The following is a 19,970-nucleotide window of genomic DNA, read 5'->3' as shown; positions in this document are numbered from 1 at the left end:
GGCGCGCGCCTCACCAGCGGTAGCGCAGGGTCGCGTAGACCGTGCGCGGCAGGCCGTAATAGCAGCCGGAATAGGTGAAGCACCCGGTCACGTAGCGCTCGTCGAGCAGGTTCTGGATGTTGATCTGCCCGGTGAGCCCCGTCAGCCGCGGGTCGAGATGCTTCATGTCGTAGGAGGCGACGGCGTCGACCAGCACGCTCTCGGGCACCTGGAAGGTGTTGGCCGGATCGCCCCAGGACGGGCCGAGGTAGCGCACGCCGCCGCCGAGGCCGAGGCCGAGCAGCGGGCCGTCGGTGAAGCGGTAGTCGACGAACAGCGAGGCGGTCGTGTCCGGCACCTGCACAGGGCGCAGGCCCTGGAGCGGCACCTGCCGGCGGGTCAGGTCGTTGGTGGTGAAGCCGGTGTCACGGATGTTGCGGATGTCGAGGAGCGAGAAGCCGCCGATCAGGCTGAGGCCCTCGGCGAGGGTGGCCCGCGCCTCGAACTCGACGCCCTGCACGCCGACCTCGCCGGTCTGCACGAAGAAGCCGGGATTGACCGGGTCGGAGGTGGTCGCGTTCGAGCGGCGGATGTCGAAGAACGCGGTGGTCAGCAGGATGTCGGTGCCGGGGGGCTGGTACTTGATGCCGGCCTCGTACTGGTTGCTGGCGATCGGATCCGGGACGCGCCCCGCCGAGCCGAAGGCCGTGTCGAAGATCCGCCCGCTGACGATCGGCTCGAACGCCTCGCTGTAGGAGACGTACGGGGCGACGCCGCTGTCGAACAGGTAGAGCAGGCTGGCGCGGCCGGTGAAGGCCTCGGCCGGCACGTCCTGGATGGTCAGCCCGTTGGGCGCGAAGGTGCGGGTCGGGCCGGTCTGCCGGGCGGTGTCGTAGCGGCCGCCGAGCGTCAGGATGAAGCGGTCGAACTTCGCCTGATCCTGGAAGTACACGCCGGTCTGCTGGGCGTCGATCCGCGCGGTCGCCGTGAAGGCCGGGAAGGCGATCGGCAGCTCATGGTTCGGCGCCAGTGCGTTGAGGCTCGTCGTCGCCGGGAACGGTCCGGTGACCGACCGCGTGCTGAAGGTCCGGTGGTCGACGCCGAGCAGCGCCGTGTGGGCGATCGGGCCGGTGTCGAAATCGGCGATGACATTGTTGTCCATCGTGTAGGCTTCGATATCGACCTGGGTGCCGCCGACCGAGCGGCCGATGATCGGCCCGCTCGTGTACGGGCCGTTGACGTCGCCGAAGGTCGTGAACACGCTGCGGTAGTCGCCCTCCGAGCGCAGGTAGCGGCCGGCTGAGTGGAAGCGCAGGGTCTCGGTGATCCGGTGGTCGAACAGGTACTCGACGGAGGCCTGCGTGCGGTCGGAGCGCTCGATATTGCGGTCGCCGTCGTAGAAGTTCACCGGCAGCCGCCCGAAGATTCCGTTGCCGAAGTTGCGCGCGAATACCGTGCCGACCGCCGGGAAGCCGCCGTAGAAGCCCGAGAACGGATCGCGCTGGTAGTTGGCGAAGATCGTGAGCGACGTGTCGGTGGAGGGCCGCCACGTGATGCTGGGATTGATGAAGGCGCGCTCGACCTTCGTGGTCACGGCCGGCCCGTCGCCGTTCCAGCCGAGGCCGATGACCCGGTAGGCGAACTGGTCGGCGAACCCCGGGATATCGGACTCGATCGGTCCGCCGATATCGAAGCCGCCGCGGACCTCGCTGAAGCCGCCGCCCTGGACGAAGATCTCGCCGTGGCGGACGAATTGCGGGACCTTCGAGACGAGGTTGACGAGGCCGCCCGGGCCGGACTGCCCGTAGAGGACCGAGGCCGGCCCCTTGATGATGTCGACCCGCTCCAGGCGGTAGGGATCGACGGTGGGGAAGGCGTCGCGGTTGGTCGGCAGGGCCATGTTGTCGAGGAAGATCGGCGCGGTGAAGCCGCGGATGTAGAACTGCTCCAGGCGCGTCGAGCCGGCGCCGCCCCGCTGCTCGGTGGTGACACTCGGCGTGAAGCGCAGCGCCTGGTTGATGGTCAGGGCGTTCTGGTCCTCGATCTGCTGGCGCCCGATGACCGACACCGACTGTGCCGTCTCCAGGATGGGCGTGTCGGTCTTCGTGCCGACCGTGCTGCGGCTGGCGACGTAGCCGGGCACGGCGCCGTTGGCTCCGCCGGCCCCGTACAGGTCGCCGTTCAGGGTACGACCGCGCGTCTCTCCCATCACGCTGAGTTCGGAAAGTTCGACGTCCGTGACGGGCGCGGGCTGGGCGAGCGCGCCCGTTCCGAGGGCCAGAAGAGATGTCGATGATATTAGGCTGACCCGGACAAGCCGCCGCACAGGAACGAACGCACGGGATGCGGCGGGCTCGCCAATAGATCTCGACATTATACCGACTCTAAACAGGATTGTACGGGCAAATCTGCGCGCTGACGTTCAGCTATCACGGATCCGTGAGCAGTATGTGCCGATGATGACACATAAACAAGAAAGCAATTTTGGTATTGATCTAATGAAAATATGCAGGACATACGGCGCCCGGGCCAGGACGATGGCCGCGTCATCCGGCTTGCCGAGTTCGCCTCGCTCCGGGGCGTCATCGACGATCAAGGGCAAGGCGGCCCCCTCTCCCGTGCGGACCGCGCGGACTTCGCCTTGGTCTGCCGCGACGATGAGGGTCGCGGCGACTCGCTCTCCGCGCGGCCGAGGCTACCTGCCTGACCGCCGGTGCGGTCAGCTCCGCGGCGGGGTCCAGACCGCGTCCCGCACCTGGATGGGCCGCGGGATGAGCCCGAGCCGGTGGAAGCGGTCGGCGGTCGCCTGCTGCTTGGCCACGAGCGCGTCCGTGATCGGCCCGACGCCGAACTCGGTCCGCGCGGCGACGACCGTCTCGATCGCGTACGGGACGCCCGTCACCGTCGCCAGCGCCTGCGCCACCTGATCGCGGTGGGTCTCGGCCCAGGCCGCCGAGTCCGCCAGGGCCGCTACCGCCGCCGTCACGACGCCTGGGTAGCGGTCGGCGAAGGTCCGGCTGGCCAGGAAGAAGTCTGAGACGGCATGCGTCTGACGGGACGTCGTCAGGACCCGGGTGTCACCGTGCGCCTGCGCCAGGGCAAGGTAGGGGTCCCAGATCACCCAGGCCTCGACGCTGCCGTTCGCGAAGGCGGGGCCGGCATCGGAAGGCAGCAGGTAGGCGGGCTTCACGTCGGCGAAACTCAGGCCCGACTTCTCCAGGGCCGTCACCAGCAGGTTGTGCGAGCTGGTGCCCCGCGCCACCGCGACCGTGCGGCCCTCGAGGTCGGCGACCGTCCGGACGGCCGAGCCCGCGCGCACCACGATGGCCTCGCCGTCGCCCGAGAGCACCGAGGCGCCGACATACACGAGGGTGCTGCCGGCCGCCTGCGCGAAGATCGGCGGCGTGTCCCCGGCAAAGCCGAAATCAATGCTGCCGGCGTTGAGGGCCTCGAGCAGCGGCGGCCCGGCCTGGAACTCGACCCAGCGGACGGCGATACCCAGCGGCGCCAAGCGCTTCTCGATGCTGCCCTGCCGGCGCGCCACCACGACCACGCCGACCTTCTGGTAGCCGATCCGGAATTCCTTCGGGGCGGCCGCGCCGGTCGCGCCGGTCGCGGTCGCGAGCCCGGCGCCGAGCGCGAGAAGCAGGGCGGCGGACCGGCGTCGAGTGATCGTCACGCGGACGTCTCCTTCGGGATCGGGGCGGGCGCTTTGCCCCACACGAGCCGGCCACAGGTTGCGGCGGGCCTCCGCCCGGGACTCGCGCGCCCGGATCGGCCCTGCACGGCCCCCTGCCTCAGGCGGTGCCGACGCGGTACTGTCGCGGCGGCGGCGCGCCGCTAATGGCGAAGGCCCCGACGCTCCGGTCCCGGTAGATCCGCGGGTTGTGGGACGCGATGGTGCGGGCGTTACGCCAGTAGCGGTCGAGGCCGAGGCCGGTCTTCACCGCCGACGCTCCCAGCGCGTCGAACAGGGTGGTCGTCGCCTGCAGCACGAGGTCGGTCACCACGCTCACCGCTTGGTTGACCTCGACATCGGCCAGCGTCGTGGCCCGGTCCGCCGCGGGGGCGTCACCGGCCCGATGGGCCGCGAAGGCGCGCTGGAGAGCCTCGGCGCTCTTCAACACCACGGCCCCGGCCGCGTAGGCGTTGGCCCGGACGCGGCCCACCACCGCCTGGATCTGCGGATCCTCCGCGGTGCGCCCGGCATTGCCGTGGCTGTAGACGCGGGTGCGCTCGGCCACCAGCCGCGCCACGTCCTCGGCCGCCGCCCGGCCGATACCGGCGAGCGTCGCCAGATGCACCAGCTGGAAGAACGCCATCGCGTAGGGGAAGCGGGCCGGATCGGGCTTGATCAGCGCCGGATCGAGCGCCACCCCCTCGAAGGTCGCGGTTCCGCTGGCCGTCAGCCCCTGACCGAACCCGTCCCAGTCGTCGACGATGGTCACACCGGGCGCCCGGACCGGCACCGCCGCGGTCACCGCGCCACCCGACTCGTCCTCGGCCGAGAGATGGATGTAGTCGGCGAACAGGGAGCCGGTCGTGTAGTATTTCCGGCCTTCGACCACGAGGCCCCCGTCGCGGCGCCGGACCACCGTGTCGAACGCGCCGACCTTGGCCGGTCCGGTCTCCGAGACGCCGCTGCCGAACGTGTCGCCGGCGCCGATCCGGGCGATCCACGTGGCGCGCCACTCGGCCGACGAGGCGCAGAGCGCGTCCTCTGTGAAGCCGAAATGCGCCCGGAGCGCGTTGGTGACGTTGGAATCGGCGCTCGACAGCTCGATCAGGAGCGCGAACAGCTCCGGCAGGCTGGCGCCGTGGCCGCCCTCCTCCGGCGCGAGCCGCAGGGTGGTGAAGTTCGCCTCCCGCAGCCAGCCGATCTCGGCATGGGGCAGGCCGCGCGTGCGGTCCCGTTCCGCCGCGGTGGCGCGGATCTCGGCGAAGACCGGGCGGAACCGGTCGGCCAAAGTCTCGTACCGTTCACTCGGACCCGCGCCCCAGCCCGCATCCGTCTGCGACATGATGGTGCATTCCTGATTCCAACTCGGCCCGGACGGGCATAACCAAGACATTGATGAGATAGCCTTCGATCTCAAGAGAGGAACGATGTTCGATCGACGCTTTGGAAGCGTCGTTTCCTTGAACCGATAGCAGAAATACATTCATCCAATCGGACGGGTGTCGGGGAAAGATCCATCTTCCGCATGCGGCACTGTCGGCGGGCCGCTCCGGGCTTCGGCTCGGATGAGACGTCGCCTATGGCTTCCGGCGGAAGCCTTCGAGCATCGCTTTCTCCGTCAGCGGGGGCGAAGCGAGCTGACCCGGGGCCGCGCGACCTCGACTCGCGTGGCGCAAAGGGATCGTTTCGCCGCGCTCGAGGACGGAGGTGCTGAGGCGATCGACCGGAAATGGCACTAGCCCGGCCGCGCGCGGCTTTCGCCAATGCTCGGACACATCTCACGTCACAGGAACAGCATCGCTGCCGATGCGCCTGAACGAAGCAGCTATTTCTACGACATGCGGCGAGATCAAAAAACCGTTTCATTGATCCTGAGCTCCGCCCAGGTCTTCAATAAGGCCGGCCGCGAGGGGGCGATGCGCTGCGCCGACCCGGCGCCGCAACCGCGTCTCCGACCGACCATCCCGAAAGCCCCTATGACCCGTGAGTACGCCGTGACCGACGACACCCCGTGGCGGAGCGCCCCGTCCCGCCGAACCCTGCTGCGCACGGGCCTGGGCGGGGCCGCCGCCGTGGCGCTCGGTGCACCGGCCCTGCACGCGGCGCCGCGCGAGGTGAAGATCAGCATGCAGCGCTCCTCGGTGCTGTTCACCGTGCTGAAGGTGCAGGGGACCCTCGCCGAGCGCCTCGCGCCGCTGGGCTTCACGCCGAGCTGGCACCTGTTCACCAGCGTGATCGAGCCGATGACGGCGGGGGCCGTCGACATCCACGCCGACGTCGCCGACGCGGTGCCGATCTTCACCCAGTCGGCCAGGGCGCCGCTGACCTTCTACGCCCGCGAGCGCGGCGCGCCGTCCGCCGAGGCGATCATCGTGCCGGCGGACTCGCCGATCCGCACGGTCGCGGACCTGAAGGGCCGCACGGTCGGCGTCTCGCGGGGCTCAGGCAGCCACTACGTGCTCGCCGCCGCGCTGAAGCGCGCGGACCTGAGCTTCGCCGACATCAAGCCAGCCTATCTCCAGGCGCCGGAGGGCGCGGCCGCTTTCGAGCAGGGCAGCCTCGACGCGTGGTCGATCTGGGATCCGTTCCTCGCCTTCGCGGAGGCCAAGCGCCCGGTGCGGGTCGTGGCCGATGCCACCGGCCTGACAAGCTACCACCGCTACTACCTCGTCAACGACAGCTTCGTCGCCGCACAGCCGGAGGTGGTCGCCACGGTCTACCGGGCGCTGGTCGAGGCCGGGACCTGGATGCGGGCGAACCCGGAGGCGGCCGTGGCGCTCCTCGCACCGATCTGGGGCGACCTGCCGCCGGCCGTCGTGGCCGCCGCCAACAGCCGCCGCACCTACGCGGTCGAGCCGGTGGAGCGCAATCAGCTCGGCGAGCAGCAGGCCATCGCCGACGTGTTCCACGAGGCCAAGCTCATCCCCCGCCGGATCGACGCCACCGACGTGCCGATCTGGGCGCCGCCCGTGGGGCGGGGCTGAAGGCGATGGGCGAACCTCTCCGCGCGCCCCGCTTCGGCATCTGGGCGGCCGTCCACGGCTCCCGGGCGTCCCACCACGATCCCGACGAGCCGGACGACGCCAGCTGGGCGCGCAACCGCGCCCTGGTGCTGGAGGCGGAGGCCCTGGGCTTCGATTCCGTGCTGGTCGCCCAGCACACCATGAACCCCTACGATCCGGGCCGCGACCAGCTCGAGGCCTGGACGGGGGCGGCGGCGCTCGCGGCGCTGACCCGGCACATCGAGATCATCGCGGCGATCAAGCCGGGGCTCTACCACCCGGTGGTGCTCGCCAAGATGGCGCTCCAGATCGAGCACGTCAGCGGCGGGCGCTTCGCGCTGAACCTCGTGAATGCCTGGAACCGGGCCGAGTTCGAGCGCGCCGGCCTGCCGTTTCCGGCCCATGACGACCGCTACGCCTACGGGCGGGAATGGATCGGCCTCGTGGACCGGCTGATGCGCGGCGAGCGGGTGACGTTCGCGGGGGCGCATTTCCGGGTCGAGGACTACCAGCTCCGCCCCGCCGGCACCTTCAGGCCGCGGCCGACCATCTATCTCGGCGGCGAGTCGGAGCCCGCCCGGGCGCTGGCGGCCGACCACGCGGATGTCTGGTTCATCAACGGCCAGCCGCTGGCGGACGTCGCCGCCCTGATCGCCGACGTCGCCCGGCGCCCCGGGGCGAACGGTCCGCTGCGCTACGGCCTCTCGGCCTTCGTGATCGCCCGGGACACCGACGCGGAGGCGGAGGCCGAACACGCGCGGCTCCTCGCCCTGGCGCAGCGCGACGCAGGCTTACGCGCCGACACCCGCGCCCGGACCGATGCGGCCAGCGTGATGTTCGCCAAGACCGACGCAGCCGCCGCCCGCCATGTCGGCACCAACGGCGGCACGGCCGCCGGGCTGGTCGGCAGCTACGCCACCGTGGCGGAGCGGATCCGGGCGTTCCACGCGGCAGGGATCGCGCTGTTCATGCTGCAGTTCCAGCCGTTCGAGGCGGAGATGCGCCGCTTCGCCGAGCAGGTGCTGCCGCGCGTCCGCTGACCCGGAGATCCACGATGAGCGGACGCACGCTGCATCTCAACGTCAACCTGCTGCATTCGGGCGTCTACCCGTCCGCGTGGCGGCTGCCGGACAGCCGTCCGGACGCCTTCGTCGACATCGACCATTTCGTGCGCGTCGCCCGCATCGCGGAGCGGGGCAAGCTCGACGCGATTTTCCTGGCCGACACGCCGGCGATCAACGACCGGATCGACTACCGGCCGTTCAACGCCCTCGAACCGACCGTGGTGCTGGCGAGCGTCGCGGCGGCGACCAGCCATGTCGGCCTCGTGGCGACCGCCTCGACGACCTATAACGAGCCCTACAACCTCGCCCGCCGCTTCGCGAGCCTGGACCTCGTCAGCCGCGGCCGGGCCGGCTGGAACGTGGTGACCACGGCCGATGCCGCAGCGGGCCGCAATTTCGGCTTCGCGGGCGCCTCCGCGCACGGGGCGCGCTACGCCCGGGCCCGGGAGTTCACTGAACTGGTCCACGCCCTGTGGGACAGTGGGAGGACGACGCCTTCGTGGGCGACAAGGCGAGCGGCCGGTTCGTCGACACCGGGAAGGTCCACGCAATCCGCCACCGGGGCGCGCATTACACGGTCGACGGGCCGCTCACGGTGCCGCGCAGCGCGCAGGGGCGCCCGGTGACCTTCCAGGCCGGCGGCTCGGAGGACGGGCGCGAACTCGCTGCCGCCACCGCCGACGCGGTGTTCTCCCTGGCCCAGACCGTCGATGAGGGGGTCGCCTACGCCCGGGACCTGCGCGCGCGGGCGGCGCGCTACGGGCGCGGACCGGACGCGCTCGTGATCCTGCCCGGCCTCGCCACGGTGATCGGCTCCACCGAGGCGGAGGCACGGCGGCGCCAGGACGAACTCTGGGACCTCGTGCCGGAGGCGTACAGCCTCGCCCGCCTTGCCGGGACGCTGCGGCTGGACCCGGCCCGCCTCGTCCTCGATCAGCCGCTGCCCGACCCGCTGCCGCTGCCGCCGGACGCCAACCACACGATGTTCCTCGGCACCGTCGCGCTCGCCCGGCGCGAGGGTCTGACCGTGCGCCAACTCCTCCGGGCGCTGGGCGGCGGGGTCGGCCACCGTATCGTCGCGGGCACCCCGGAGGCGATCGCCGACGACATCGCGGCGTGGTTCCAGGCCGGCGCCGCGGACGGGTTCAACCTGATGCCAGACGTGCTGCCGGACGGGCTGGAGACATTCGTCGATACGGTGGTGCCGATCCTCCAGCGCCGCGGCCTGTTCCGACGCGACTACGCGGGCGAGACCCTGCGCGGCCATCTCGGACTGGCGCGACCGACGAGCCGCTATGCCGGAGCGGAGGCCTCCCTCTCCGCATGACGCCGGAGCGCTCCGCCTTCGAGCGGGGCGATTGCGACGCGGTCCGGACGGGTGGCGTGTCCGGTTTCCACCCCGGATCTGCCGGATGCCGGACAAACGCGCCTCTGGGCCGCCTCGACCATCGTAGGACTATAGACGTCGATCGCCTTTGAGAGGCGCACGGTACGTCTGAGATCGTGTTCGGTTGACGACTTCGGCATCGCCGTCCTTGCGAGCCCAGCTGAGAGACCCGCCGGCGCCACCTTCGTCGCGGCCGCGCTCCCCTGGGTCGCTACGCTGCGCGGGCGATGACGGTGGAATTTGCAACTCCGACAGCAACGCTGCGACGCAAGAGGCTCCGGATCTCGCTGCCGATGGGCCAGAAATTCCAGCCTGCGCGAACCCTCGGCAGCATCCTTGACCTAAAACCAAATGGTTTTATGAATTACCACATGGTTCACGCATCTGAGGCGGCCCTGGATGCTCTCTTCCATGCGCTCGCTGACCCGACTCGCCGTGCGATCGTGCGCATGCTCGCCGAGAGACCCTATGGGCTCGGCGAGCTCGCTCCCGCCTTCCCGATGTCGAGCGTCGCCGTGTCGAAGCACGTGCGGACGCTCGAGGCCGCGGGGCTGGTCACGCGGCAGGTGCAGGGCCGCTCGCACCTCTGCCGGCTCGAGCCGATGGCCCTGCTGGCGGCCCATCGCTGGCTTCAGGCCTACGAAGTCTTCTGGACGGAGCGCCTCGACGCGCTGGAGGACCTGCTCGCCCAGATGAAGCGGGAGGCGGGCCCGCCCTGAGCCCGCGTCCCCCACGGTGCCGAACCGGAGAACAGGGAGACCTTCCATGGCCCAGAACATCGCTGTCCCGAGTTCCGCAGGGCGCGCGGGACAAACCGGCGGAGGGATCGCGCGGGCGGCGGCCCCGGAGGATCGGGCGCGCGTCCGGAGGGTGATCGTGGCCTCCTCCCTCGGCGCAGTGTTCGAGGCCTACGACCTCGTCCTGTTCGGGCCGATGGCCGCCATCGTCGCCCGGCAATTCTTCTCGGGCCTGGACGAGGCCTACGCCTACGTCTTCACCCTTCTCTCCGCCGCCGTGACCTTCCTCGCCCGACCGTTCGGCGGGCTGATCTTCGGACGCCTGGGGGATCTCGTCGGGCGGAAATACACCTTCCTCCTGACGATCGTGATCATGGGCGGCGCGACGGTGGCGATCGGCCTGCTGCCGCCCTACGCGGCCATCGGCGTGCTCTCGCCGGCCCTGCTGATGGGCCTGCGCATCGTGCAGGGGCTCGCCTTCGGGGGCGAGTTCGGAGGTGCGGTCACCTACATCGCCGAGCATGCGCCGGCCGACCGGCGCGGCCTCGCGACGAGCGCCGTCGGCATCACCATGGCCTGCGGCCTCGTCCTGGCGATCCTCGTGGTGATCGCCTGCGAGACGCTGCTCGGCAAGGCGGCGTTCGAGGCGTGGGGATGGCGCATCCCCTTCCTGCTCTCGGCCGTCCTCATGCTGGTCTCGGTGTACATGCGGCTGAAACTGCAGGAATCGCCGGTCTTCCTGCGGATGCGCCGGGGCGGCGGCGGATCGCGCCAGCCGGTCCGGGAGGCCCTGGGGCGCTGGTCGAGCCTGCGAATCGTGCTCCTGGTCCTGTTCGGCCTCGTCGCCGGGCAGTCGGTCGCGAGCGCGACGGGCGCCTACCCGATCTATCTGCTGATGCTGAACCTGAAGATCGACCCGTTCCTCCTGCACTACACGATCCTCGGCTACAGCACCTGCCTCGTCGCCTGCATGATCGCCGCGGGCTGGCTCTCGGACCGGATCGGCCGCAAGCCGATCATGCTCGCGGGCTTCCTGGGCACGGCCCTCCTGGCGGTGCCGGTCTACGAGGGCGTGACCCGCTACGCCCATCCCGCCCTCGCGGCGGCGGTCGCCGACAGGCCTGTCGTGGTGGCCGCCGATCCGGCGGGGTGCAGCCGCCAGTTCGACCCGTTCGGCCTCGCCCGGTTCGAGAGCCCCTGCGACCTCGCCCGCCGGACCGTCGCCAAGCTCGGCGTGCCCTACGCGACCCGCGACCTGCCGCCCGGCAGTCCGGTGCAGATCATGATCGGCACGGCGAGCCTCGCCGCCTTCGACGGAACTGGTCTCGACAAGAAGGCACTCGACGCGCGGACAGCCGATCTCGGCAAGGCCCTGGCGGCCGCGGTCGCGGCGGCGGGCTATCCAGCCAAGGCCGACCCGGCCAAGACCAACCTGCCGGCGTTGATCGCCCTGCTCAGCCTTCTCAACGCCTGCGTGGCCCTGGCCTCGGCCCCCCTCGCGGCCTGGATGATCGAACTTTTCCCGACCCGCATCCGCAACACGGCCCTCTCCGTGCCCTACGCGGTCGGGGGCTGGTTCGGCGGCTTCCTGCCGGCCATCGCCTTCTCGGCGTTCACGATGACCGGGAATCTCTATGCCGGGCTCTGGTACGCACTCGTCGTCCTGGCCGCCGCCTTTCTCGTCTCGGCCCTGTTCCTACCCGAGACGCGGGGCCGCCCCCTCGACGGGATCGTCTGACGGATCGCCCCGATCATCCTGGAAGGGCCGCAGCCATGTCCGATGACGCCTCCGACGAGCCGCGGATCGCGATCGCCCTCATCCGCCAGCTCGATGCCTGCGCGGATTTGGTGTTCGCCGCCTGCACCGACCCGCGCCGGCTCGTCCAATGGCTGACACCGGGGGCCGGCGAGGTCCGCGCGGCGCGCTGCGAGCTGCGGGTCGGCGGCGCGTTCAGCCTCGAGGGCTGCAACCCGGACGGGCGGGCCTACGCGGTCTCCGGCGCGTTCCTGGAGATCCTGCCGGGGCGACGCGTCGCGATGACGTGGCACTACGCCGGAGACGGGCCGCTGGCCGGCCCGGCCTCGCGGGTCCAGATCGACCTGCGCCCGCTCGGGCCGGACGTCACCGAGCTGACGCTCTCCCACACCCGCCTCGACCGCCAGGAGACGGCCGACCGGTACGGCGCAGCCTGGGCGATCTGCCTGGAACGCCTGCGCTGGAGCACGACGCCGCAACCCGACGCGGCCGTCTTCACGCCACCGCTGGGGGCGATCAGCAATCTCTACGGTCCCCGGCACCGGGTCTTCCAAGAGGAATTCGAGACCCGCGATCTCGCGAACCGGCTGCGCACCCTGTCGGTGACAAGCGAGCTCAGCGCGCGCCAGCAGGCCTTCATCGCCCGGCAGGATCTGGCGTTCGTCACCTCGATCGACCATCGCGGGTTTCCGACCTGCTCGTACAAGGGCGGGGCGCGCGGTTTCGTGCGCGTGGTGAGCCCGCGCCAACTCGAACTCCCGAGCTACGACGGCAACGGCATGTACCTCACCGCCGGCAATCTCGCGGCGAACCCGAAGCTCGGCCTCCTGTTCGTCGACTTCGAGACACCGCATCGCCTGCGCCTCCACGGCACGGCGCAGATGTCCCGCGATGCGGAGATCCTCGCGCGGCATCCCGGCGCCGAACTGGTGATCCGGATCGGGATCGCCGAGGTCTTCGTGAACTGTCCGCGCTACATCCATCGCTACGAGCGGCAATCGACCTCCGGCTTCGTGCCGGGGCAGGAGCGAGCCGGCGAGCTTCCGGCCTGGAAGCGCATCGACGTGTTCGGGGATGTTCTGCCCGATCGGGATCGGCTCGCGATCGACGCACGCCAGGCCGAAGCACTGACCCTGGATGATTACCGCGCGCTGCTGGAGCGCGGGGAGACTTGATGCTCGGCCCGGAATCGATGCCTGCCACGCGACGTTGATTTCGCCGATCTGGCGAAGCACGGCGTCCTTCGGCGTCAGGCATTGGCCATCGCAGCCCAGTTGAAGACCGCATCGGGTGCGATGGTCCCCGCGGTCGACATCCGCGAAGAGGCTCCCGTCACCCAATTCGCGGTCGAGGAGCGCCCTCATCCGCACGCCGGCCCGTAGCCGGCGCTGTCGTCAATCCGGGCAGCGGACGCAGTTACGCCGCGGCGTTTTCGTGCCCCGGATCCCGCGTGGCCCCTTCTCGGACGGCCCTCCGATGGGCCATGCCTGCACGGATCTCGTCGGCGGCGCCGAACCGGAGGCCTTCTGCATCCCGATGCCGGTTCTGGCGGCCACCACAACCTATCAGGCGGCGCTCCGCCGGGATCGCGGCGAGAAGGACAGGGGCGGGATGAGCCGCGCGTCGGAGGACCTGCCCGGCGCGCGCTTAAGGAGCCGGGAGCAAGGCGACCGCCGACACCGACCGGTCGGCCGGGACACCCGAGCCGCCCACGCGAGGAGACGATCATGACCGACGAACCGCACGGCTTCGACCGCGGCCTGACCAACTACGGCGACCGCGACTTCGCCCGCTACCTGCGCCGCTCCTTCGCGCGCTCCATGGGCATCTCGGTCGACCTGCTGAACAAGCCGGTGGTCGGCATCGCCATGACGCCGTCGGGCTTCAACAACTGCCACCGGGGCATGCCCGAGCTGGTGGAGGCGGTCTCCCGCGGCGTGCTGGCGGCCGGGGCCCTGCCGCGGCCGTTCCCGACCGTGTCGCTCGGCGAGGTTTTCCTCAACCCGACCAGCATGATGTACCGCAACCTCATGGCCATGGACACCGAGGAGATGATCGGCGCCCAGCCGATGGACGCGGTGGTGCTGATCGGCGGCTGCGACAAGACCGTGCCGGCCCAGCTCATGGGCGCGGCCTCCGCCGACCTGCCGGCGATCCAGCTGGTGACCGGCCCGATGTCCACCGGCCGCCACCGCGGCCAGCGGCTCGGCGCCTGCACGGATTGCCGGGGCTTCTGGGCCAAGTACCGGGCCGGCACCGTCGACGCCGAGGAGATCGCCGAGGTCGAGGGCCGGCTCTCGGTCACGGCGGGCACCTGCGCGGTGATGGGCACGGCCTCGACCATGGCGTGCATCGCCGAGGCGCTCGGGATGTCGCTGCCGGGCACCGCGGCAATCCCGGCGGTGCATTCCGACCGGCTGGTGGCTGCCGAGGAAACGGGCCGCGCGGCGGTGCGGCTGATCGAGACGCGGATCCGGCCCTCCCAGGTGATCACCCAGAAGTCGGTCGAGAACGCGATCCGCGTGCTGATGGCGGTGTCGGGCTCGACCAACGCCATCGTGCACCTCACCGCCATCGCAGGACGGCTCGGCATCCGGCTCTCGCCCGAGCGCTTCAATCAGATCTCCGACGAGACGCCGGTGCTGGTCGACCTGAAGCCTGTGGGCCAGGGCTACATGGAGGATTTCCACGCCGCCGGCGGCATGGGCGCGCTCCTGCGCGAGCTGCGCCCGCTCCTCCACCTCGACACCGTGGACGTGGAGGGCCGGACGCTCGCAGAGCGGCTCGACGAGCCGGAGTCCTGGGTCGACCGCGCGGTGATCCGCACCGCGGCGGATCCCGTGTCGCCGGTGGGCGGCCTCGTGGCTCTGTCCGGCAGCCTCGCGCCCGACGGGGCGATCTTCAAGCGCGCGGCAGCGACGCCCGAGCTGTTCGAGTCGGAGGGCCGGGCGGTGGTGTTCACCGGCCTGGAGGATCTGTCGGCGCGGATCGACGATCCCGCGCTCGACGTGGCGCCCGGCGACATCCTCGTCCTGCAGAATGCTGGCCCGCACGCGGCCGGCATGCCGGAGGCGGGCTACCTGCCGATCCCCAAGAAGCTGGCCCAGGCGGGGGTGAAGGACATGGTCCGCATCTCCGACGCGCGGATGTCGGGCACGGCCTTCGGGTCGATCGTGCTGCACGTGGCGCCGGAGGCCGCGGTCGGCGGCCCGCTGGCGGCGGTACGCGACGGCGACCGCATCCGCCTGTCGATCCAAGACAAGCGCGTCGATCTCCTGGTCGCGCAGGACGAGATCGCCCGCCGGCTCGCCGACCATCGGCCGCCGCCGGCCCCGACCCGCGGCTACAAGGCCCTCTACCGGCGCAGCGTCACGCAGGCCCCGGAGGGCTGCGACTTCGACTTCCTCGCCAAAGACGTCCCCGCCAAGGCCGAGGGCTGACGGCCCGGGCCGTCCGGGACCGTCGCGTCGACCGGCCCGGGCGCCGACGCCGCGATAGCCGGCGGCTTCCTCAACCGCGCGTTCCGGTTCCGCACCCGCCCCTCCCGCCGAGACTGAAGGAGCGTCCCATGGCCAGCCCCGCCCGCATCCCCGCCGACCGGCTCCGCGATTTCGCCAGTGCCGTCTACGCGGCCGCCGGCATGCCGGAGCCTGAGGCCTATCTCGCCGCCGACACCCTGGTTCAGGCGGACCTCTGGGGGCACCAGTCGCACGGCGTCATGCGGCTCTCGTGGTACACGGCCCGGCTGAAGGCGAGGGTCTGCGCCCCGGCGGCCCGGCCCGAGACGGTGGTCGATGCCGGCGGCCTCGCGGTGATCGACGGCCATGACGGCATGGGGCAGGTGCTCACCGCCCACGCGATGAGGGAGGCAATCCGCCGGGCGAAGCTGCACGGGGTCAGCGCCGTCGCTTTGCGGAATTCCGGGCACTTCGGCACGGCCCTGTACTTCACCCTGATGGCCGCCCACGCGGGCTGCGTGGCGTTCCTCGCGACCAATGCCAGCCCGGCCATGGCGCCGTGGGGCGGCCGGACGAAGACGGTCGGCACCAACCCGTGGTCCTGGGCCTGCCCGGCCGGCGCGCACGCGCCGATGGCGCTCGACATCGCCAACACCGGCGTCGCCCGGGGCAAGGTCTACCTCGCCAAGCAGAAGGGGCAGCCGATCCCGGACGGCTGGGCCCTCGACGCGGCGGGCAGGCCGACCACCGATCCGGCGGCGGCCATCGACGGGATCATCCTGCCGATGGCCCAGCACAAGGGCTATGCCATCGCGCTGATGATGGACATGCTCTCGGGCGTGCTCACCGGCAGCGCCTTCGGGCCGCGCGTCACCGGCCCCTACCAGACCGAGCACCGCAGCGGGGCGGGGCAGCTGATGATCGCGATCGACATCGCGCAGATTCAGCCGCTACCTGAGTTCAACGCCCGCATGGACCAGCTGATCGCCGAGCTGAAGGCCGTGCCGCTGGCGCAGGGCTTCGAGGAGGTGTTCTATCCAGGGGAGATCGAGGCCCGCAACGACGCGCGGAACCGCGCCGAGGGGTTGGCCCTGCCCGACGACACCCTGGCCGACCTCCGCCGGCTCGCCGGAGAGGCCGGGATCCCGTTCGGCTGGTAGGGCGGGCGCGATCCGCCGCGCCCGCATGGACCCCGCCGGGCTGCTACGCCGACCGGCCGGAAGGACGAACTCACCACGATGCGCATCCCCACCGTGACAAGGCCGGCCGCCCTCTGCGCGGCCCTCATCATTCTCATCGCCGGAGGCCTCAGAATGGCGGACGCGGACGACAACGGATTCGCACGCAGCCTCGCGCCGACGGGAACGCTGCGCGCCGCCATCAATTACGGCAATATCGTTCTGGCCCAGAAAGGGCCTGACGGGGAGCCGGCCGGGATCTCGGCCGATCTGGCGCGCGAACTCGGCCGCCGGCTCAAGGTCCCGGTGTCGTTCACGACCTTCGATACCGCCGGCAAGGTCGTCGATGCGCTGAACGGCCCGCAGACCTGGGATGTCGCCTTTCTGGCCATCGACCCGAAGCGGGCCGAGACGATCGCCTTCACCCCGCCCTATGTGATCATCGAGGGCGCCTACATGGTCCCGCAGGATTCCCCACTCCAGGAGAACGGACAAGTCGACCGGCCCGGGGTGCGGATCGCGGTCGGCCGGAACACAGCCTACGACCTGTACCTGGCGCGCGCCCTCACGTCGGCCGAGCGCGTCTTCGCGCCCACCTCGCAGGCGGCCCTGGACCTGTTCCGGCAGGAGCGGCTGGACGCGGTCGCCTCGGTCCGTCAGCCGCTGGAGATCTACGCGCTTGAACACGCGGACATGCGCGTCCTTCCCGGTCGGTTCATGGTGATCGAGCAGGCCGTGGCGGTGCCGAAGGGACGCGACGCGGCCTTGGCCGACCTCAGCCGCTTCATCGAGGAAATGAAGGCGTCGGGCTTCGTGGCCTCCGCCCTCGCCCGCAGCGGCCAGCACGACGCCGCCGTCGCGCCAAAAGCCGAGGTTCCGTAGCGACGTCTTCCGCGGGGCGAGCCTCACCCGATCAGCCCTCCGCGCGGGCTCCGGATGGCGGGACGCCGGCCGGTTCCCGGGCCATTTACCCTGAAAGCAAACCGGTCACTCTCGGCCCTCCATGCGAGGTGGCCGTTCGCCGTTCGGCTCGAGAGCTCTCCGCCGAAATGGACGCCGGTTCGGCGCCAGAGCGCGCGTTACAACAAAGGCTTGGAGCCGTGCCCGATTGCAACGCGTACGGCACGCGACAGCGCGCCTTCATGGCATGAGACGTGTTTACACGGCTGGCTGGGGTGAACTGCTCCACCCGCTCATGCGCCGTCATTCCGGAGCGCCGAAGGCGAGCCCGGAATCCAGAACCGCTTTGGGCGGAGATTCAAGGCGCGTCGATGGTTCTGGATCCCGGGCTCCGCTGCGCGGCCCCGGGATGACGGCGTGGCGGCTGAAGGGCGAATGCATCCTTGGCTCAGGCGCAGGGCATCCTAACCTCGGCACCGTGGCGGTGTGTACCGATCGCACAACGATCGGGCACGGCTCTACGGGTTGACCTCCGTCTGCTTCGGACCCGTCATCAACCTCCCGTACGGCGCGCCGCTCGCGGTGCTCAGTGCCCCGGCGCGATCACCGCGCCTGCCGCCATTTCAGGTAGGCCTGATAGATCTCCTCCTTCCCGGCCGGTCGATCGGGCTGGGACCGGAAGAAGCGCTCCAGTTCCGGCTGACCGGCGACCTCTTGGTCCCGATGCCGGTCGAGCCAATCCTGAGCCGGCCGGAAGCGCGTCCAGCCATTGACCGACGCGGCGAGGTTGACCTCGCGCCACTTCGGGTGCCGCTGCGGGGCCAGGAACTTGTCGAACTGCCCGAAGAACGCATCCACGAAGCGGACGAGCTTGTCGTAGCGCGCCGAGCCCTTGGGGCTGTTGTAGACACCCAGGATCGTGCCGACCGCGACGGTCTCGACCGCCTCCCCGGTCACGAGCTTCGGATAGTCGGCATGGCTGAGGCTGGCGGGCACGTAGGCCTGGTTGATGGTATCCGGATACGGCGTCTTGACGAAGTGGAAGCGATCGCCCGGATCGAAGCCCGCGATGAAGGCGACCGGTTTGGCCGCCACCGAAACGACCGCCTCGATCTCGCCCTTGCGCAGCATTTCGAGGGCGGTGGGCTGATCGACGTTGATCGCCTCCACGCTGACGCCGAGTTCTCGGAAGATCGCCCGGCCGCTGTAGTCTGTCCCGCTCCCCTTCACGTCGAAGCTGACCCGCTTGCCGGCGAGATCGGCCACCGTCTTGATCGCGTTCGGCGCGATGACGTGCAGCTCGTCGTCGAAGAGCTTGGCGATATACTGAATGTGCCGCTCGATGTTCTTCAGACGCTTGTCTTGGCGCAGCTGCTCCAGTGTGTCGGTGCGGACGAAGCCCAGATCGACACCCTTGAGGAAGCGGATGTCGTAGGCGTTCTCGCCCGCGCCCTTGCCGAGGATCGGCAGGATGCGCAGTCTGTCGCCGTCATCCAGCACGAAGGCCAGATCGGCGCCGACGCGGAAATAGGTCCCACCGGGCGTACCCGTCACCACCGTGACGGTGCTGGCATTCATGCGCTCACCGAGCGCCACCTCCGTCTGGGCCTCGCCCTCGGGCGCCGCGGCCTCCCGGGCACCTGCGGTGGGACCGATGGCAAGGACGGCAAGCCCGAAGAGGGCTGCGCATGTTGCGAGTCTCGGCATGTCCGCGCTCCTCGATGATCCCCCGGTGCCTCGCCGCGCGTCAGCGATCCGTCGCGGTGAGCCGCTGCTCATCCGATCGGGCTTGACTGGCGGCCTTCGCGTACAGGCTCCTGGCGAGATCCGGGTCCGCCCGCAGGCCTCGCACGTTCCAGGCGCGCAGGACGGCCGGATCCCATGTCTGCGCCAGCAGGAAGGTCGCGTTCGGCGCGTTGCGCGCCTGCGCGCGCTCCAGCAGGAGGCGAGCACCGCTGATGTCGCCGAGACGGATCAGGCCCCGGGCCCGCTCCACCAGCGGGTCGACCGATGGTGCCGGCTGCGCTGACGGCTGTGATAGCGGCGATGACGGCGCCGGCCGCGGACGGGGTGCTCCGTCAATCCTCTCGGCGCGGTTCCCTTCGCCGAGCGGTGGAACTGCCGGGCGATCGATCGCCCCGGTTTGAAGCGGTGCGACATGCGTCTCCGGGACGAAGACATGCGAACTCGGCGTCACCCCGGCAGCCGGCGGAGGCGCCTGGGTCCGGGCGCTGGGTGCATCGAGACGACCGGGCGCGCCAGTGGAAGCGGCGGCCTGCTCGGCCTCTGCCCGCACGAAGCTGACCTTGAAGCGACTCGACGTGACTTCGAAGGCGCTGCCGCCCGCCGGCGACCAGATCGCCGCGACCGCGAGCAACAGGCTCCGCTCGCGGTCGCCACGCTGCGTCAGCTGGAGTTTCGAGAGATCCCACGACGTTATGTCGACATCCGCGACCTCGCTCGACGGCGAGAACGCGTTGATCGAATCGCTGATCGTCGCTCCGGGGGGCAATCCGAACAGCTTGATCGCCTCGACCGCGACTTCCCGTGTGCGGACCACCTGGATTTGCAACGGAAGGGCGACCCCGAGCCTGCCGAGGACATCCCGTGTGACGACCGTGAGATCGGAGGTCGCGGGCTGCCGCACGTCCGTGTCGCGATCGCTGTAGGCTGCCGTCCGGCCCGTCGGGTGGACCACGTCGGCATCTTGCGCCGCAGCCGGCACGGCGAGATGGACGGCCACGAGGCTCGTGAGCGCGAGCGATCTGGAGCAGGCCCCGCTTCCCGTGCGTGAGTCCATCGGAGTCACTCCTGAGCCTGGACGTGTCCT

General features: G+C 70.5%; 13 protein-coding genes and 1 pseudogene. 9 read left to right on the top strand and 5 right to left on the bottom strand.

The window, feature by feature from the left end; genetic code table 11:
- Positions 1–10: 10 nt before the first annotated feature.
- From ACLBX9_RS06925 to ACLBX9_RS06915, 3 genes are all read right to left on the bottom strand, one after another.
- Positions 11–2,353, bottom strand: coding sequence for a TonB-dependent siderophore receptor (locus ACLBX9_RS06925; RefSeq protein WP_447718389.1), 2,343 nt, complete (start codon positions 2,351–2,353; stop codon positions 11–13).
- A gap of 345 nt (positions 2,354–2,698) precedes the next feature.
- The gene (locus tag ACLBX9_RS06920; protein WP_447718388.1) at positions 2,699–3,658 is read right to left on the bottom strand and encodes an aliphatic sulfonate ABC transporter substrate-binding protein; all 960 of its coding nucleotides are present in this window, start codon (positions 3,656–3,658) and stop codon (positions 2,699–2,701) included.
- A gap of 118 nt (positions 3,659–3,776) precedes the next feature.
- Positions 3,777–5,000 carry an acyl-CoA dehydrogenase family protein gene (locus tag ACLBX9_RS06915; protein ID WP_447718387.1) on the bottom strand — a complete coding sequence of 408 codons (1,224 nt, stop codon included), beginning with the start codon at positions 4,998–5,000 and terminating at the stop codon, positions 3,777–3,779.
- A gap of 634 nt (positions 5,001–5,634) precedes the next feature.
- Here ACLBX9_RS06915 and ACLBX9_RS06910 point away from each other — a divergent pair.
- From ACLBX9_RS06910 to ACLBX9_RS06870, 9 genes and pseudogenes are all read left to right on the top strand, one after another.
- Positions 5,635–6,642: an ABC transporter substrate-binding protein gene (locus ACLBX9_RS06910; RefSeq protein WP_447718386.1), complete on the top strand. Its 1,008-nt coding sequence runs from the start codon at positions 5,635–5,637 to the stop codon at positions 6,640–6,642.
- A 5-nt stretch (positions 6,643–6,647) separates the two neighbouring features.
- On the top strand, positions 6,648–7,700 hold the full coding sequence (locus ACLBX9_RS06905) for an LLM class flavin-dependent oxidoreductase (RefSeq protein WP_447718385.1): 1,053 nt from the start codon (positions 6,648–6,650) through the stop codon (positions 7,698–7,700).
- 14 nt (positions 7,701–7,714) lie between these two features.
- A pseudogene (locus ACLBX9_RS06900) lies at positions 7,715–9,051 on the top strand (LLM class flavin-dependent oxidoreductase).
- Positions 9,052–9,338: 287 nt separating this feature from the next.
- A complete protein-coding gene (locus ACLBX9_RS06895; protein WP_447718384.1) occupies positions 9,339–9,830 on the top strand; it encodes an ArsR/SmtB family transcription factor in 492 nt (163 codons plus the stop codon).
- Between the two features lie 157 nt (positions 9,831–9,987).
- Positions 9,988–11,586, top strand: a complete 1,599-nt coding sequence (locus tag ACLBX9_RS06890; protein ID WP_447718383.1) for an MFS transporter — start codon at positions 9,988–9,990, stop codon at positions 11,584–11,586.
- Between the two features lie 35 nt (positions 11,587–11,621).
- Positions 11,622–12,779: an SRPBCC domain-containing protein gene (locus ACLBX9_RS06885; RefSeq protein ID WP_447718382.1), complete on the top strand. Its 1,158-nt coding sequence runs from the start codon at positions 11,622–11,624 to the stop codon at positions 12,777–12,779.
- A 552-nt stretch (positions 12,780–13,331) separates the two neighbouring features.
- Positions 13,332–15,044, top strand: coding sequence for an IlvD/Edd family dehydratase (locus tag ACLBX9_RS06880; protein WP_447718381.1), 1,713 nt, complete (start codon positions 13,332–13,334; stop codon positions 15,042–15,044).
- A gap of 128 nt (positions 15,045–15,172) precedes the next feature.
- Entirely contained in the window at positions 15,173–16,222 is a 1,050-nt protein-coding gene (locus ACLBX9_RS06875; protein ID WP_447718380.1) for an Ldh family oxidoreductase, read from the top strand.
- A gap of 153 nt (positions 16,223–16,375) precedes the next feature.
- A complete protein-coding gene (locus ACLBX9_RS06870; RefSeq protein WP_447718379.1) occupies positions 16,376–17,122 on the top strand; it encodes an ABC transporter substrate-binding protein in 747 nt (248 codons plus the stop codon).
- 621 nt (positions 17,123–17,743) lie between these two features.
- Here ACLBX9_RS06870 and ACLBX9_RS06865 read toward each other — a convergent pair.
- Positions 17,744–18,847, bottom strand: coding sequence for a TAXI family TRAP transporter solute-binding subunit (locus tag ACLBX9_RS06865; RefSeq protein ID WP_447718378.1), 1,104 nt, complete (start codon positions 18,845–18,847; stop codon positions 17,744–17,746).
- Between the two features lie 40 nt (positions 18,848–18,887).
- On the bottom strand, positions 18,888–19,940 hold the full coding sequence (locus ACLBX9_RS06860; protein WP_447718377.1) for a hypothetical protein: 1,053 nt from the start codon (positions 19,938–19,940) through the stop codon (positions 18,888–18,890).
- Positions 19,941–19,970 lie beyond the last annotated feature (30 nt).

The organism is Methylobacterium sp. A49B (assembly GCF_053346215.1).
This window is presented reverse-complemented; position numbering and strand designations above follow the sequence as displayed.